This is a genomic window from Pseudomonas saxonica (assembly GCF_007858365.1).
In the GTDB taxonomy this organism is placed as follows: Bacteria; Pseudomonadota; Gammaproteobacteria; order Pseudomonadales; family Pseudomonadaceae; genus Aquipseudomonas; species Aquipseudomonas saxonica.
Map to the genome: position 1 here is coordinate 101,405 of NZ_VFIO01000002.1, position 15,086 is coordinate 116,490.

General features: G+C 57.9%; 10 protein-coding genes. 8 read left to right on the forward strand and 2 right to left on the reverse strand.

Translation table 11 applies throughout. The features are described 5' to 3' along the window. Window positions 1-82: 82 nt before the first annotated feature. The 4 genes from FJD38_RS07685 to FJD38_RS07700 all read left to right on the forward strand — a co-directional run bounded on the left by FJD38_RS07685 (window position 83) and on the right by FJD38_RS07700 (window position 5,091). On the forward strand, window positions 83-2,200 hold the full coding sequence (locus FJD38_RS07685) for a TonB-dependent receptor (RefSeq protein ID WP_146384730.1): 2,118 nt from the start codon (window positions 83-85) through the stop codon (window positions 2,198-2,200). Window positions 2,201-2,348: 148 nt separating this feature from the next. Then, complete coding sequence (locus FJD38_RS07690; RefSeq protein WP_146384732.1) at window positions 2,349-3,137, forward strand: ABC transporter ATP-binding protein; 789 nt, start codon at window positions 2,349-2,351, stop codon at window positions 3,135-3,137. Further along, window positions 3,134-4,084 carry an ABC transporter substrate-binding protein gene (locus FJD38_RS07695; RefSeq protein ID WP_146384734.1) on the forward strand — a complete coding sequence of 317 codons (951 nt, stop codon included), beginning with the start codon at window positions 3,134-3,136 and terminating at the stop codon, window positions 4,082-4,084. The genes FJD38_RS07690 and FJD38_RS07695 overlap by 4 nt, the downstream gene beginning before the upstream one ends. After that, window positions 4,081-5,091, forward strand: coding sequence for a FecCD family ABC transporter permease (locus FJD38_RS07700; protein ID WP_122785020.1), 1,011 nt, complete (start codon window positions 4,081-4,083; stop codon window positions 5,089-5,091). Before FJD38_RS07695 ends, FJD38_RS07700 begins: the two co-directional genes overlap by 4 nt. 124 nt (window positions 5,092-5,215) lie before the next feature. Here FJD38_RS07700 and FJD38_RS07705 read toward each other — a convergent pair whose 3' ends face one another. Together FJD38_RS07705 and FJD38_RS07710 are read right to left on the reverse strand one after the other, a co-directional pair. Continuing rightward, the gene (locus tag FJD38_RS07705) at window positions 5,216-6,157 is read right to left on the reverse strand and encodes a hypothetical protein (protein WP_146384736.1); all 942 of its coding nucleotides are present in this window, start codon (window positions 6,155-6,157) and stop codon (window positions 5,216-5,218) included. A 356-nt stretch (window positions 6,158-6,513) separates the two neighbouring features. Continuing rightward, the gene (locus FJD38_RS07710; protein WP_244302706.1) at window positions 6,514-9,930 is read right to left on the reverse strand and encodes a hypothetical protein; all 3,417 of its coding nucleotides are present in this window, start codon (window positions 9,928-9,930) and stop codon (window positions 6,514-6,516) included. Window positions 9,931-10,220: 290 nt separating this feature from the next. Here FJD38_RS07710 and urtA point away from each other — a divergent pair, with 290 nt between their 5' ends. The 4 genes from urtA to urtD all read left to right on the forward strand — a co-directional run bounded on the left by urtA (window position 10,221) and on the right by urtD (window position 15,052). Further along, window positions 10,221-11,486 (forward strand): urea ABC transporter substrate-binding protein, encoded by a 1,266-nt coding sequence (gene urtA, locus FJD38_RS07715; RefSeq protein ID WP_122785023.1) that lies wholly within the window; start codon window positions 10,221-10,223, stop codon window positions 11,484-11,486. A 142-nt stretch (window positions 11,487-11,628) separates the two neighbouring features. Further along, window positions 11,629-13,131: an urea ABC transporter permease subunit UrtB gene (urtB, locus tag FJD38_RS07720; RefSeq protein WP_146384738.1), complete on the forward strand. Its 1,503-nt coding sequence runs from the start codon at window positions 11,629-11,631 to the stop codon at window positions 13,129-13,131. After that, window positions 13,131-14,210, forward strand: coding sequence for an urea ABC transporter permease subunit UrtC (urtC, locus tag FJD38_RS07725; RefSeq protein ID WP_122785025.1), 1,080 nt, complete (start codon window positions 13,131-13,133; stop codon window positions 14,208-14,210). Before urtB ends, urtC begins: the two co-directional genes overlap by 1 nt. Beyond that, window positions 14,207-15,052 (forward strand): urea ABC transporter ATP-binding protein UrtD, encoded by an 846-nt coding sequence (gene urtD / locus FJD38_RS07730; protein ID WP_122785026.1) that lies wholly within the window; start codon window positions 14,207-14,209, stop codon window positions 15,050-15,052. The genes urtC and urtD overlap by 4 nt, the downstream gene beginning before the upstream one ends. Window positions 15,053-15,086 lie beyond the last annotated feature (34 nt).

The window sequence follows — 15,086 nt, forward strand, 5'->3', positions numbered from 1 at the left end:
TATATAACAAACTATTTAAGCTCTATCCCCGCCGCCAGGAGGCAGCGGGGACACCTCTTGATATAAGCGACTCACTGCCCAGATGAACAAGTACCTGCTTTCCAGCCTCTGCCTGCTGACGATTAACAGCGCGCAGGCGGATGACACCGCACCCTCCTTGATGTTGCCTGCCGCAACCATTACCGCCCCTGAAATCGATGCCGAACAGATCGGCCTCAAGACCGCCACCAGTGCCGGTTCACGCCTGAACCTCAACAGCCTCGAAACACCGGCCAGCGTTGAAAGCCTGACCGGCGCACAAATCCGCGCACGCGGTGACCGCAGTGTGCAGAGCGCCGTAACCCGCACCACCGGCATCAGCAACAACGGCACGCCGGGCAATGGCGGCTCCGCCTACTCGGCGCGGGGTTTCGTCGGCGAAGGGTCGGTGATGCAACTGTATGACGGCATTCGCATGTACAGCGGGGCCGGCACCGTAACCTTCCCAGTGGACGACTGGTCGGTCGAACGTATCGACGTACTGCGTGGCCCGGCCTCGGTGCTGTATGGCGAAGGCGCAACCGGTGCTGTGATCAACGTCATCCCCAAAAAGCCTTTCAGTGGCGAGATCGAAAATCACCTGCGCGTCGGCTATGGCTCCTACGACACTCAGCAACAAGCATTGGACAGCGGCGGCTCACTGACCGACACCCTCAGCTACCGGTTGAATATCAACCATACCCAAAGCAACGGCTGGATCGACCACGGCGACTCGGAAAATACCTTTATCAGTGCGGCCTTACGCTGGCAGGCGACCGACGATTTGGCGTTTACCCTGAGCCACGACTACGGCGACCAGGAGCCCCAGAATGACTTCGGCGTCCCGCTGATCAATGGTCATTATCACAAGAGCCTGCGCGACAAGAATTACAACGTGCGCGACGCCAAGCTGCATTACAACGATCAGTGGACACGCCTGAACACGCAATGGCAGATCAGCGACAACCTCAGCGCCAACAACGAACTGTATTACCTCAAGGCCCAGCGCCGTTGGCAGAACGCCGAACGCCATGCCTGGAATGAAGACCAGCAAACGTTATTGCGCAGTGGCTATTTCAGCATCAAGCATGAACAGGAACAGGTCGGCGACCGTCAAACCTTTACCCTCAACCATGACATTTTTGGTCTGAACAGCAAAACGCTGGTCGGTGCAGACTACAACCGGATTCACTTCAACCTGCACAGCAACGCGCCGTATGACGACGTCAATCCAGACGGCCAGCCGATCAATATGTACCACCCGGATCGTGGCGAGTTTGAAAGTGCTTCACCCTACCGCGACCAGTTCAAAACCACGACGCAGCAAGTGTCATTGTTTGCCGAAAACCGCACTGAGCTGACGGACCAACTGTCGCTGGTGACGGGCGTGCGCCGAGACATCGTGCACCTTGATCGCGACGACTTGATCGATGGCACGCGCAGTGACCGCAGCCTGTCAGCCAACAGCTGGAAAGTAGGGTTGGTCTATGAGCTGACACCCGACATGTCGGTTTATGCCCAACAAGCCACCAGCGTCGATGGCGTGGCCGGACTGATCAGTTTATATCCGTCCGAGCAAGGGTTTGATCTGGCCCACGCACGGCAGACCGAAATTGGCTTCAAACAGATGTTCTGGGACCAACGCGGCGAATGGACGCTGGCTGCGTATCACATCGTTAAAAAGGATTTGCTGACACCCGACCCGATGGTGCCCGGCAACTCACTGCAAGTCGGTGAGCAGTCCTCCAACGGCCTGGAGGCCAGCCTTGATCTGCAACTGCCCGATCGCTGGCAGCTGCAAGCCAATGCTGCGGTGGTGCGAGCGCAATACGACAAATTCGATGACGAAGGCGTGTCGCGTAAAGGCAACCGCCCGACCGATGTGCCACGCCGTACCGCCAACCTGTGGTTGAGCAAAGCCATCACCGATGACGTCAATGCCGGAGCCGGCGTGCGCTATGTTGACTCGCGCTATGCAGATATTGCCAACACCGTGCAGTTGCCGAGCTATACCGTGGTGGATGCGACGGTGAACTGGAAGGCACTGCCTAAAACCACGTTGGGGTTGCGTCTGAATAATGTATTCAATCGCCAATACGCCGTAACGCAATACAATCGCGGCCAGCAATGGATCATGGGCGAGCCGCGCTCGTTCTTCGTGACGGCGGATTACGCTTTTTGACCCGCCGACCCTCACCCTAGCCCTCTCCCAGAGGGAGAGGGCGCTGAGGAGCGGCGTTGCGAACATCGGCTCTTGCTCTTAGTCCCCTCTCCCTCCGGGAGAGGGTTAGGGTGAGGGGCTTTTGACTTTAACTAACAACCGGATGTCCATGACTCACCTCACCCTCACCCAACTCGCCTGGACGCCTTTAGGCCACGGCCATTGCCATCACCAGTTCCACCTGCGCGATGCCAACCTGCACGTGGCTGCCGGCGAGTTCGTGGGGCTGATCGGGCCCAACGGCAGCGGCAAAACCAGCCTGCTGCGCTGCGCCTACCGTTTCAGCAAACCTGAGTCCGGTGAAGTGCACCTCGACCACCACAACCTCTGGCAACAATCACCGCGTTGGTGCGCCCAGCGCATTGCCGTGGTACTTCAAGAATTTCCCGATGCCTTTGGCCTGACCGTAGAAGAAGTGGTCGCCATGGGCCGCACCCCGCACAAAGGGCTGTTCGACGGCGACACCGAAGCGGACCGCGAACTCGCTAAAAACGCACTCGACTCCGTCGGCCTGCAGGGCTTTGAAGATCACGCTTTCGCCACCTTGTCGGGCGGCGAAAAACAACGCGTCATCCTTGCCCGCGCCTTGACCCAGCAACCTGAACTGCTGATCCTCGATGAGCCGACCAATCACCTCGATCCGCGCTATCAGCTGGAGCTGCTGCAATTGGTCAAACGCCTCAATATCGGCACCCTGGCCAGCATTCACGACCTTAACCTCGCCGCCGCGTTCTGCGACCGCCTGTACGTCATCAATCACGGCAAGATCATCGCCAGCGGCACCCCGCGTGAAGTACTGACCGTCGAACTATTGCGCGATGTGTTCGGCGTTGACGCGCTGGTGGACGACCATCCACTCTCTGGCTACCCACGAATTACCTGGATAACTCAACCATGACGCTGATCCGCATCGCTCTCTGCCTGAGCGTTGTACTGGGTGCACAGCTTGCCCATGCCGAAGCGACGAAATACCCGCTGACGATCAAAAGCTGCAACCGAGATGTCACCTTCAATGAAGCGCCCAAACACGCGGTCAGCCACGACATCAACATGACGCAAATGATGCTCGCCCTCGGCCTCAAGCCGAGCATGGCGGGTTACAGCGGCATCACTGGCTGGAAGTCGGTAACGCCTGAGATGAAGGCCATTCTCGACGGCCTGCCAGAGCTGGCCAGCAAGTACCCGTCTGTTGAAACCCTGCTCAACGCCAACGTCGATTTCTTCTTCGCCGGCTGGGATTACGGCATGCGTGTGGGCGGCGACCTCACGCCGCAAACCCTGACACCGCTGGGCATCAACGTGTATGAGCTGACGGAGTCATGTGCGTTTGTGATGAAGCGCCCACCCGCGAGCATGGAAGACACCTACAACGACCTGCGCAACCTGGGCAAAATCTTCGACGTGCAAGACCGCGCCAATGCGCTGATCGCCCAGATGCAGCATAAAATTGCCGACGTGCAAAAGACGCTACCCGCGGCAAAACCCCGCGTATTTTTGTATGACAGCGGCGAAGACCGCGCCATGACCTCGGGCAAACTGGGTATACCTCACGCGCTGATCGAAGCCGCAGGCGGCGACGACATCTTGAGCGACATCGACGCCAGCTGGACCCGCGTCAACTGGGAAACCGTGGTCGAACGCAACCCTGAGGTCATCGTGATCGTGGACTACAGCGAAGTCACCGCCGAGCAAAAGCAGCGCTTTCTTGAAACCAACCCCGCCCTGCAATCAGTGAGTGCCATCCGCAATAAACGCTTTATCGTCATCCCGTACGTGCAAGCCACGCCGGGTATCGACAACGTGCTGGCCATCGAAACCCTGGCCAAAGGGTTCCACCCACAATGATGGCTCGCCGCTACGCGTTACTCTTGCTTGCCCTTGGCATACTGCTGCTGGTGTCGTGCGTGGTGTCGCTGGGCTTTGGCCCGGCGCGGGTGCCGGTGGACGTGGTGTGGCACATTTTGCTGCACAAGGTGTTTGGCCTCGCAGGGGGAAGCTGGAGCGCAGGCCAGGAACATATCGTGTGGTTGATTCGCGTGCCGCGCATGTTGCTCGGCGCCTTGGTCGGTGCAGGGCTGGCGTTGATTGGTGCGGTGTTGCAAGCCGTGACCCGCAACCCGCTGGCCGACCCGCATTTGCTGGGTGTGACCAGCGGAGCGACCTTGGGCGCGGTGATTGTGGTGCTGCACGTGGGGGAGATTGTCGGCCTGCTGACCTTGCCGATTGCCGCCTTTATCGGCGCCCTGCTGAGCATGCTGCTGGTACTGGCCATCGCCAGCCGACAAGGCCGCCTGGACAGCGACCGGCTGCTACTGTGCGGCGTCGCGGTGTCATTTGTGATGATGGCCGTAGCGAACACCTTGCTGTTTTTGGGCGACCACCGTGCCAGCTCCGCTGTGTTGTTCTGGATGCTGGGCGGGTTAGGGTTGGCACGCTGGGAACTGCTGGCCATCCCCAGCGCCAGCGTGCTGCTGGGGCTGGTGTTGCTGCTGGGCATGGCACGCCCGCTAAATGCCTTGATGGCCGGTGAACAAACCGCCGTCACGCTTGGACTAAACGCGCGCAATGTTCGACTTAAAGTCTTTTTGATCGCCTCACTGATGACCGGCGTGCTGGTAGCCATCAGCGGTTCAATCGGCTTTGTCGGCTTGATGATCCCTCACATCGCCCGCCGCTTGGTCGGTGCGGAACACCGGCGCTTGTTGCCCGTGTCCGCCCTGCTCGGCAGCGTGTTTCTGGTGTGGGTCGACGTGGCCGCCCGCACCCTGATCGCCCCCGAAGACTTGCCGATTGGGGTGGCCACGGCGGCGATTGGCGGGTTGTTTTTTATTGGCCTGATGCGCAAGCGTTAACACTCACTGTGCAAAGGTCTGGTATTCAACCTGGCCTCTGACGGGAGTGCAAAGACCTTTGCACATCAGGCTGGCACACCACTCCCAAGCCCGAATTAAACAGCCCTTGGTTCAAGCGGTTGTGTTATCCACTAATGGGCGGTTTATACAAAGAGATCCCCACATCATTACATGGCCGGCGACCGATCAAATACAATTCCTCCCCGACATAAACAATACTCGGCTCAGACAGGTATTTACCATTCGTCACATTCAAATAATACGGGAGTTGTGGATGCGTAATATCGAGCATTTGTGCACCAAGGACTTCAGTCACAGCACGCTGATCATGAGCATTGACCGAGGTACACATAAGCATACTGCCACCGGCATAAAGTGTTGGAGAACCCTGCACTTTGTAAAAATTAGACCTGTACAGTAACTCCCAGCTATTACTGTGGAACGCATACAGCCCCACACTATCATCTGCCCCTGTCAGTGCAGCGTACATCCGGCTGCCATTACCCGCCAGGGAAGGCGTTCCTTTGAACCTGATACCACTCGCCTTTATGGTATTACCCCATTCGTAATTTTCAAAAATCTTATGGTAAAACTCACCGTTAGAAGTACCCTGCACGCCCAGGTACAGTTGGCCATTCGTGCTGGACACCGAAGGTGCATGTTGGGTCAGTACGCCTGGCACTTCTTGGGCATGCGTCCAATGTTCACCTGAAAAAACATGGTAAAGCACTGTTTGTTCGAGGGTTGTGTAAAAGCAGAATAAATGCCCCTCATGCACTGTTACCGCCGGTCGACCACGCGTAGGGTGGATAGCATCCAGGTACTCCTGCTTCTGCTCCACCAGTTTGTTCTCCGCATTATTACCGAGCACAAGATAGCTCAGCCCTAAATGACCCGGAAAATTTTCAACCATAAAAAACGCATATATTTTATGATTAAACTCGACCACCGAAATACCGCTACAAATTCCGGTATCTTCAATCGGCGTGACAAGTTCCCACGGAAACACCAATCGAACAGGGGGCGACGAGGGATCATGAGACTGCGAATGATGATCTTCAGACATTTTTAATTCCTTTTAAATTAGTTAGCCAGCGGCAACTTAATTACCTGCAGCTGGAAATTATTCAAGCGACACTACACCACCCATCACATTTATTATTTGCGAGGCAAACACTATTGCCTTTGCACGCACCATTTTATGTACGTCCGCCTGCAGCAGGGTCATATATAAGTACCCATTCAAGGAGTAAACCATTAACCAAAAGGGTGGCATCGAAGAGTGCTGGCGTATTCCCAATTTAGAGTTGCGCCTCGGCGCTGCTCATCTCGTCGAACTCTCGTCAGTTCATACCCACGAGCGGCAACGTCTGCACCCTTTAAAAAGCTCAACCTGCGCGTGATCTCGCTGCAAGCCCTGATTCAAAGCTCGTCTTTGTTACCTGCCGTCGGCGAACGCGCCCACGGCAGCTCGGGGCTGACCTTTGCAGGTTCAGTGGTCTTCAAGTCTGCGGTCACCCACCCCACTCGCGACCAATTTTCGCTGGGGTTAACCACGACCAACTCCCCCGCTTTGAGTAATTTGGCGATGTACTGGCTTTCAGTTTCGAGGCCTTTATCTACCCACTCTTGATCCAGGTATTGGTTTTCCCAGTAGTCATACCCCAGGACCAATTGGCACAAGTCATCTTCAGCTTTGCCGCGACGACGCACGTATTTCAACAGCGATCCATCATTACCCGCCGCATAGGCAATGTTGAGTGAAAACTCCAGCCGCGGGAGGCTCTTGGTCATAAAGCAAATGTCCACCGGCCAGAACGCGTTATCGACCCAGTTGCTCTGGCCGGGTCTGAGCACACTGGGCCTCACAGGTTGATGCGCATAATAAACAGCGACAGGACCGTAACCCGACGGCAAAGCGGGTAACGGTCGCGACCGGCCTGAAGTTCGTTCAAACAGCGGATTGAGGAAAATGGTGTCTTGAGCATTAGCCGGAGCGCCATTGGTTTCAGGCTCCTGCGGTACATATAGGGTCTGCGCGGATGAAAAAAATACCGCGCCCACCACATGATGCGCATGCGGGCGCCGCAGTTTGCGGTTGCTGTAGAGCGCTGCATCATCGATATGGCTGAATGCGGGGCCCAGCGCCGGCACAGTGGCGGCAGGGCGACCGGTAATGTCCACGTCCATGGCGAAAGGCCGCCAGCCGGAGGTGACAGGCCCCGGCGTCGCCCACATGGAACTGGCCAGCAGCACCTCCAGATAACCGCTGCCGGCCACCTTGCGCACGTAATCCGGGGTGCGCAGCTTATTGCTGTTCAACATGGCAAGTATGGGCTCGTTCGGCCCAAACCCACTTTCCAAATTCAGCACCGTGTTCAGGTTAACGGCCTTGTAACTCAGCAGCGCCCCATTGCGGGTTGATATAAATATCGTCGGATAATCAAGCCGCCCTGCAGACAGGTCACGCACCGAGCTTGAAAGCACCGCAAGGTTCACCAAGTCGGCAGGGGCAATAAAATCAGCAAACACATCATCGGACTGCCGTTCAGCGGGGACTTTAGGCGTAGCCACATACACCGAATCGCACGTAAAACCGGCAGGCAGGCTGTACATCTGAGCGCCCAAAGGCCGCGGGAATACATTGCTGAGCAGTGCGGTACGGGTGCGCAGAGGTTCTGTGGCGATGTACTGCTCAGCGTTCTGGCTTTTGAGGATGACCCCAAACTGCGTATGTCCACGCGAGCCCATGCGGCCATGAACATAGCGCACAGCATCAATGGCCTGGCTGAACACCGGGCTCAAGGCCGGTTGCAGGGTGAGCCTGCCCCTCTCGACGGGAGCTTGAGCAGGCTGCCATTGCGACGTGACCTTGCCTCGTTCCCCCCATAAGCGACTGGCCACCACAACGTGCAACTCCCCTGCCCGTGCCACCTGGGTAATGAATTGACTCGGCATGAGCGAATTGTCGCGCAGCTTGGTCTGGCTAAGATTGTTGCGCGCCTGCTCGGGGTGAGCGGCGGGAGGCGAGAGACGCGCCAAGAATCGCGTTTCAAAGTCAGAACCGCTGGGTATGTACTTGAGCAGTGCACCGTCTTGCGCCGAAAAGTAGCGAACCTTGCCTCGGCGATCCATAATTGCACTGCGCAGCTCATGGGGCGCAAACAGTGTGCGGCTCAGTTGATCTTCAATGGCCGTGCGCCACAGCTGCAAAGGCGTGATGCGACGGGTGTGGTAGCTGCCGGCCACCACGCATCCATAGGGGATAAACGATGACTGTTCGGGTGGAAATACCACCGTCGGATCAAAGGTTTCCGTGCGTACGGCAATCGGCTCGGTGACCACGAATAGATTGTCCTGCCGCTTGAGGATCAACCCACCGTAGGTGTAATCCGCGCGCCGGGCAATTTGCTCATGGGCATAGCGAACGGCATCGTCCATCTCAATAAAGACAGGGCTCAACGTGCGCCTCATAAAGCCATCGAAAGGCTGCCAGCCAGACCCTACCGGACCTTCTATCCCCCAGACTTCACTGCCTCGCACCACCCTCAGTTCACCGGTGTGAGCCAAAGCGTGAATCAACGATTCGATCTTCTCTTCCCCCGTCAGCACATTGCGCAGCAAGGCGATACCGCCACCTTCTCGCTCGGGCAACCTGGCAAACAGGGTTTGCTCAACCGGCGAAGACTTGGACACGTACTTCAACAGCGCCCCGTCTCGGGCCAGGATATACAGCGGCAACGCCGTAATACTGTTAGGTGCAGCCAGTTCCCGGGCTTTCAAAATGCCTTTTTCCAGCGCATCGATGTGCAGAAAGTTTTTGTACACCGACGGTTGAGCGGCCGGGATCAATGCCGGGTCACGATATTCTGCGTCAGCGCCGTACACTGCAACGATTGCAAAGCCCGCCGGCAACTGAGGCTCGCCATCACTGGCGACGGCGAAAGCCCGGGCAAAAGCGAAATCCAACGCCCCTGTCACGGGTTCGCAGACGATAAATTCATTCGTCGAGGTGTTTTTGAGGATAAACCCGTAATGCTGATCGGTAGTGTGATCGGAGCGTGACCGGATGTACTCCAAGGCCAAATTTTCGCTGTCCAGCAGCGGGCCATACGCCGGACGCTGGATAACCACACTGTCGTTAACCACTTGATTGCCAGGTGAGAAAAAGAAGAAATCCGGCTCCAGTTTCCCTACTTTTCCGCGCCAGACTTCGGTGCTCTGGATAACGCTCACTTCCAGCGTTTCCACCACCTGCTTGACGAAATCAATCAATTCGTTAAGCAGCGAGCTGTCTTCAATAGCCAATGACAAGTAGGCAAACAGCTCCTTCGAATTATTGGTCGGACTGGTTTTAGCCTTGAGCAAAGAGCCATTGAACCCCGACAAATAGTGAGTCCTTACAAAACTGGAGAACCCCAGCAGGGTGTGTATGTCTGCAGGCAAATAAAAGTTGACCAAGGTCAGCACTTCTTCCCGCGATCCCCCAGGCGGCACCCGTTGCACCTCGGCGAGTTGGTGCGCCCGCGAATGATAGAAGGCGTGACACGTGTAGCCCACTGGATGCTGCAGCAAGCCTTTGGCATCGCTCGATAAAAACTGCTGCGGGCTAAACTCGCCACCCGCCAGCTTGACCGGCCGCGAAGCTACGAATCGCCCTAAAGCATCTTTCAGAATGAGCCCCCCATACCCGGCATCACGCTTGCCCCCGATCAACTCATGGGCAAAACGCGCTGCATCGTCGGGGTTCACAAAGCTCGGGCTCAAGCCCGGCAGGTTCACCGCTTTATTGGGCGTTACCCCTATTTGCGGAATTTCATAGACAGGTTCCATAGACATTCATCTCCTTGATGATGTGGTGACAGCAGGTGCCGGTTCACCGCAATCCTTGGCCTTATGGACAGCCACGAGGTGGTAGTTAATTAGCCACGCACCACGCCAAGCACCAAAGCGGCGCACCCACCCGCACCACGCGACCACGCAAGCGCCGAATCAGTGCAGAGCAACGCCCACTATTCGCGCAAACACCCACGCTAGAGCCTTGGCTCAATCCCGGCACAGCCTTTGCAAAAGCCTGTGCATCGTCCGTATCTGCAACTGATAAAAATCACGTTCCTGGAGACCGCACCATGAAGCGTCGTAACTTGATCAAAGCGTTTACCCTCACGGCATCCATTGCAGCCATGGGCATGTCCTGGACCCTGCAAGCAGCCGAAACGATCAAGGTCGGGATTCTGCATTCCTTGTCCGGGACCATGGCGATCTCCGAAACGTCGCTTAAAGACATGGCGCTGATGACCATCGACGAGATCAACGCCAAGGGCGGGGTGAACGGCAAGATGCTCGAACCCGTGGTAGTGGACCCGGCGTCCAACTGGCCGCTGTTTGCCGAAAAGGGCCGCCAGCTGCTGACACAGGACAAGGTCGCCGTGGTGTTTGGTTGCTGGACATCCGTATCGCGCAAGTCCGTGTTGCCGGTGTTTGAAGAACTCAACGGTCTGTTGTTCTACCCGGTGCAATACGAAGGCGAAGAAATGTCGCCTAACGTGTTTTACACCGGCGCCGCGCCGAATCAGCAGGCGATCCCGGCAGTTGAGTACCTGATGAGCGAAGACGGCGGCAGTGCCAAGCGTTTCGTGCTGCTGGGCACCGACTATGTGTACCCACGCACTACCAACAAAATCCTGCGCGCGTTCCTGCATTCCAAAGGCGTGGCCGACAAAGACATCGAAGAGGTCTACACCCCGTTTGGTCACAGCGATTACCAGACCATCGTGTCCAACATCAAAAAGTTTTCGGCCGGCGGCAAAACGGCTGTGATCTCCACCGTCAATGGCGACTCCAATGTGCCGTTCTATAAAGAGCTGGCCAACCAAGGCCTGAAAGCCACCGACGTGCCGGTGATTGCCTTCTCGGTAGGCGAAGAAGAACTGCGTGGCATCGACACCAAACCGCTGGTGGGCAACCTGGCGGCCTGGAACTACTTCCAGTCAGTAGAGAACCCGGTGAACAAAAAGTTTGTCGATGACTGGAAAGCCTACGCCAAGGCCCACAACCTGCCGGGGGCCGATAAAGCAGTGACCAACGACCCGATGGAGGCCACCTATGTGGGTATCCACATGTGGGCGCAGGCCGCTGAAAAAGCCAAATCGACTGATGTGGATAAAGTGCGCGAAGCCATGGCAGGCCAAACCTTCGCCGCGCCATCGGGTTACACACTGACCATGGACAAGACCAACCATCACCTGCACAAACCCGTGATGATTGGCGAGATTCAGGACGACGGTCAGTTCAACGTGGTGTGGCAGACCAAAGAGCCGATCCGCGCCCAGCCGTGGAGCCCGTACATTCAGGGTAACGATAAGAAGCCGGATCACGCGGTGAAGAGTAACTAAGCACATCAAAAGCCCCCTCCCCCTAACCCTCTCCCAGAGGGAGAGGGGACTGATCAGTGGCGTTGCACAGATTTGCTTTAGTCCCCTCTCCCTCTGGGAGAGGACCTGAAGATCGACCACCTGCCCAACAGGGACACACGCTATGCCCACTGCCCTTTACCGCCTGATCCTCAGCTGCCTGCTGTTGCTCCCATGGGCCGCCCACGCCGAGGACGCGAGTGACTTCGCAGCGGCCAATAATTCAGAGCAAGCCCAACTCCTCGAAAACTGGGCAGCACACCCTTCCCCCGCGCGAGTTGAGCTAATCAACAGCCTGCAACAAGGTCTGCTCACCGTCGACGGCGCCCCTCAGAAGTTACGCCTGAACAACCGCCTGCGTGGTCTGATCGACACCGCCCTGGCCAGCCATCAACTGCTGGCCGCCGACCCGAAACTGCGCCTGGTCGCGGCGCAACAGTTGCAAAAATCTGCCAAACCGGCGCAGCTCAAGTTCCTCGACCAGCAACTGGCAGCCGAGACCGACAGCGATGTGCACTCGGCACTCAGCCTGGCGCTGGCCAATCTGCAACTGGCCGACCCCGACCCGGCAGTCCGCCTGGCCGCTGTACGCCTGCTCGGCGAAACCGGCGAACCGCTAGCGCGTACCCGCCTTGAAAGCCTGCTGCAACCCGACGTCGAAACCGACGCTTCCGTGCGCACCGCCGCCGAAACCAGCCTGGCGCAAGTCAACCGCAAATTGCTGATCGGCGACGTATTGGGCCAAGCCTTCAGCGGCCTGTCACTGGGTTCGATTCTGCTGCTCGCGGCACTCGGGCTGGCCATCACCTTCGGCCTGCTGGGGGTGATCAACATGGCACACGGCGAGATGTTGATGCTGGGTGCCTACTCCACCTATTGCGTGCAAGTGCTGTTTCAGCGCTTCGCCCCCGGCGCCATCGAGTTCTACCCGTTGCTGGCATTGCCAGTGGCGTTCTTCGTCACCGCCGCCGTGGGCATGGTGCTGGAACGCACCATCATTCGGCACCTCTACGGCCGACCGCTTGAAACCCTGCTCGCCACATGGGGCATCAGCCTGATTCTGATCCAGCTTGTACGCGTGCTGTTCGGCGCGCAGAACGTTGAAGTGGCCAACCCGGCCTGGCTCTCGGGCGGGCTGCAAGTGCTGCCCAACCTGGTGCTGCCGTACAACCGGCTGGTGATCATCGTCTTCGCCCTGGCGGTGGTGGTGCTGACCTGGCTGCTGCTGAACAAGACACGTCTGGGCCTCAACGTGCGCGCGGTCACCCAGAACCGCAACATGGCCGCCTGCTGCGGCGTACCTACAGGACGCGTGGACATGCTCGCGTTTGGTCTTGGCTCGGGCATTGCCGGGCTCGGCGGTGTGGCCTTGAGCCAGATCGGCAACGTCGGCCCGGACTTGGGTCAGGGTTACATCATCGACTCGTTTCTGGTGGTGGTACTGGGCGGCGTCGGCCAACTGGCAGGCACCGTGTACGCGGCCTTCGGGCTGGGCATCGCGAACAAGATTCTTGAACCACAGATTGGCGCCGTGCTCGGCAAAATCCTGATCCTGGGGCTGATCATTCTGTTTATCCAGAAGCGCCCGCAAGGTCTCTTCGCGCTTAAAGGACGGGTGATCGACTGATGAATCAGCCTCTTATGTTGACGGCCACGCAAAAAGCCGGCCCCAAACTCACCGCGCTGGTGGGCGGGCTTGTGTTGCTGGTGCTGCTGGCCATGCCGTTGCTCTCGTTATTACCCGCCGACAGCCCGTTTCAGGTCTCGGCTTACACCCTGACCTTGGTGGGCAAGATTCTCTGTTACGCCATCGTCGCTCTGGCGCTGGATCTGGTCTGGGGCTACGCCGGGTTGCTGTCGCTTGGCCACGGTTTGTTCTTCGCGCTGGGCGGCTATGCCATGGGCATGTACCTGATGCGCCAGGCCTCGGGCGATGAGTTGCCTGCGTTCATGACCTTTTTGTCGTGGACCGAACTGCCGTGGTACTGGGTCGGGACCGAACATTTCTGGTGGGCCATGTGCCTGGTGGTGCTGGCTCCCGGCTTGCTCGCGTTGGTGTTCGGCTTCTTCGCTTTCCGCTCGCGGATCAAGGGCGTGTATTTCTCGATCATGACCCAAGCACTGACCTTCGCCGGGATGCTGCTGTTTTTCCGCAACGAAACCGGCTTTGGCGGCAACAACGGCTTTACCAACTTCCGCAGCATTCTGGGGTTTGGCATCACCGAACCCGGCACCCGCGCAGTGCTGTTCTTCGCCACCGTGGTGTTGCTGGTTACCAGCCTGTTTCTGGGTTGGCGCTTGGCGCGCAGCAAGTTTGGCCGCGTGCTGACCGCGTTGCGTGACGCCGAAAACCGCCTGATGTTCTGCGGCTACGACCCACGCGGTTTCAAGTTGTTTGTCTGGGTGTTGAGCGCGGTGCTGTGCGGCTTGGCCGGTGCGTTGTATGTGCCGCAAGTGGGCATCATCAACCCCGGCGAAATGTCACCGACCAACTCCATCGAAGCGGCCGTGTGGGTGGCCTTGGGCGGACGCGGCACCTTGATTGGGCCTTTGCTCGGCGCAGGCGTGGTCAACGGCATGAAGAGCTGGTTCACCGTGGCCTTCCCTGAATACTGGCTGTTCTTCCTGGGCGCGCTGTTCATCATCGTGACCCTGTACCTGCCCAAAGGCGTGATCGGCCTGCTGAAGAAAAAGGGCGAACAATGAGGAATGTCATGCTCGAACCTATCCTCGACCCGAACAAGGACGCCGGCAGCAGCCGCGACGCCATCAGCTTTGGCCAGCGCGCTGAACCGGGCCTCAACACCCGCCACGGCACCATCCTGACGCTGGAAGATATCAGCGTCAGCTTCGATGGTTTCAAGGCACTGAATAACCTCAACCTGTACATCGGCGTGGGTGAATTGCGCTGCATCATCGGCCCTAACGGCGCCGGTAAAACCACGATGATGGATGTCATCACCGGCAAAACCCGGCCCAGCGAAGGCCAGGCCTGGTTTGGGGAAACCCTCGATCTGCGGCAGATGAGCGAAGTGCAAATCGCCCAGGCCGGGATTGGCCGCAAGTTTCAAAAGCCCACTGTTTTTGAAGCCTTGAGTGTGTTTGAAAACCTTGAACTGGCGCAGAAAACCGACAAATCGGTGTGGGCCAGCCTGCGCGCCAAACTCACCGGCGAGCAAAAAGATCGCATCGGCGAAGTACTCAACACGATCCGCCTGACCGGCTCGGCGCAGCGCCCGGCGGGGTTGTTGTCCCACGGCCAGAAACAGTTTCTGGAGATCGGCATGCTGCTGGTTCAAGACCCGCAACTGTTGTTGCTGGACGAGCCGGTGGCGGGCATGACCGACGCCGAAACCGAGTTCACCGCAGAGCTGTTTAAAAGCCTCGCGGGCAAACATTCGCTGATGGTGGTGGAACACGACATGGGCTTTGTGGGCTCGATTGCCGACCACGTAACGGTGCTGCATCAAGGTAGCGTTTTGGCCGAAGGTTCGCTGGAACAGGTGCAGGCGGATGAGCGAGTGATTGAGGTTTACCTGGGTAGGTAGCGAACCCGTAGCCGCAGGTCAAAAGGAATACATG

Excerpts from the sequence above, each read along its gene's own strand:
- FJD38_RS07685 (WP_146384730.1), top strand. The coding sequence starts at position 83 with ATGAACAAGTACCTGCTTTCCAGCCTCTGCCTGCTGACGATTAACAGC.
- FJD38_RS07690 (WP_146384732.1), top strand. The coding sequence starts at position 2,349 with ATGACTCACCTCACCCTCACCCAACTCGCCTGGACGCCTTTAGGCCAC.
- FJD38_RS07695 (WP_146384734.1), top strand. The coding sequence starts at position 3,134 with ATGACGCTGATCCGCATCGCTCTCTGCCTGAGCGTTGTACTGGGTGCA.
- FJD38_RS07700 (WP_122785020.1), top strand. The coding sequence starts at position 4,081 with ATGATGGCTCGCCGCTACGCGTTACTCTTGCTTGCCCTTGGCATACTG.
- FJD38_RS07705 (WP_146384736.1), bottom strand. The coding sequence starts at position 6,157 with ATGTCTGAAGATCATCATTCGCAGTCTCATGATCCCTCGTCGCCCCCT.
- FJD38_RS07710 (WP_244302706.1), bottom strand. The coding sequence starts at position 9,930 with ATGTCTATGGAACCTGTCTATGAAATTCCGCAAATAGGGGTAACGCCC.
- urtA (WP_122785023.1), top strand. The coding sequence starts at position 10,221 with ATGAAGCGTCGTAACTTGATCAAAGCGTTTACCCTCACGGCATCCATT.
- urtB (WP_146384738.1), top strand. The coding sequence starts at position 11,629 with ATGCCCACTGCCCTTTACCGCCTGATCCTCAGCTGCCTGCTGTTGCTC.
- urtC (WP_122785025.1), top strand. The coding sequence starts at position 13,131 with ATGAATCAGCCTCTTATGTTGACGGCCACGCAAAAAGCCGGCCCCAAA.
- urtD (WP_122785026.1), top strand. The coding sequence starts at position 14,207 with ATGAGGAATGTCATGCTCGAACCTATCCTCGACCCGAACAAGGACGCC.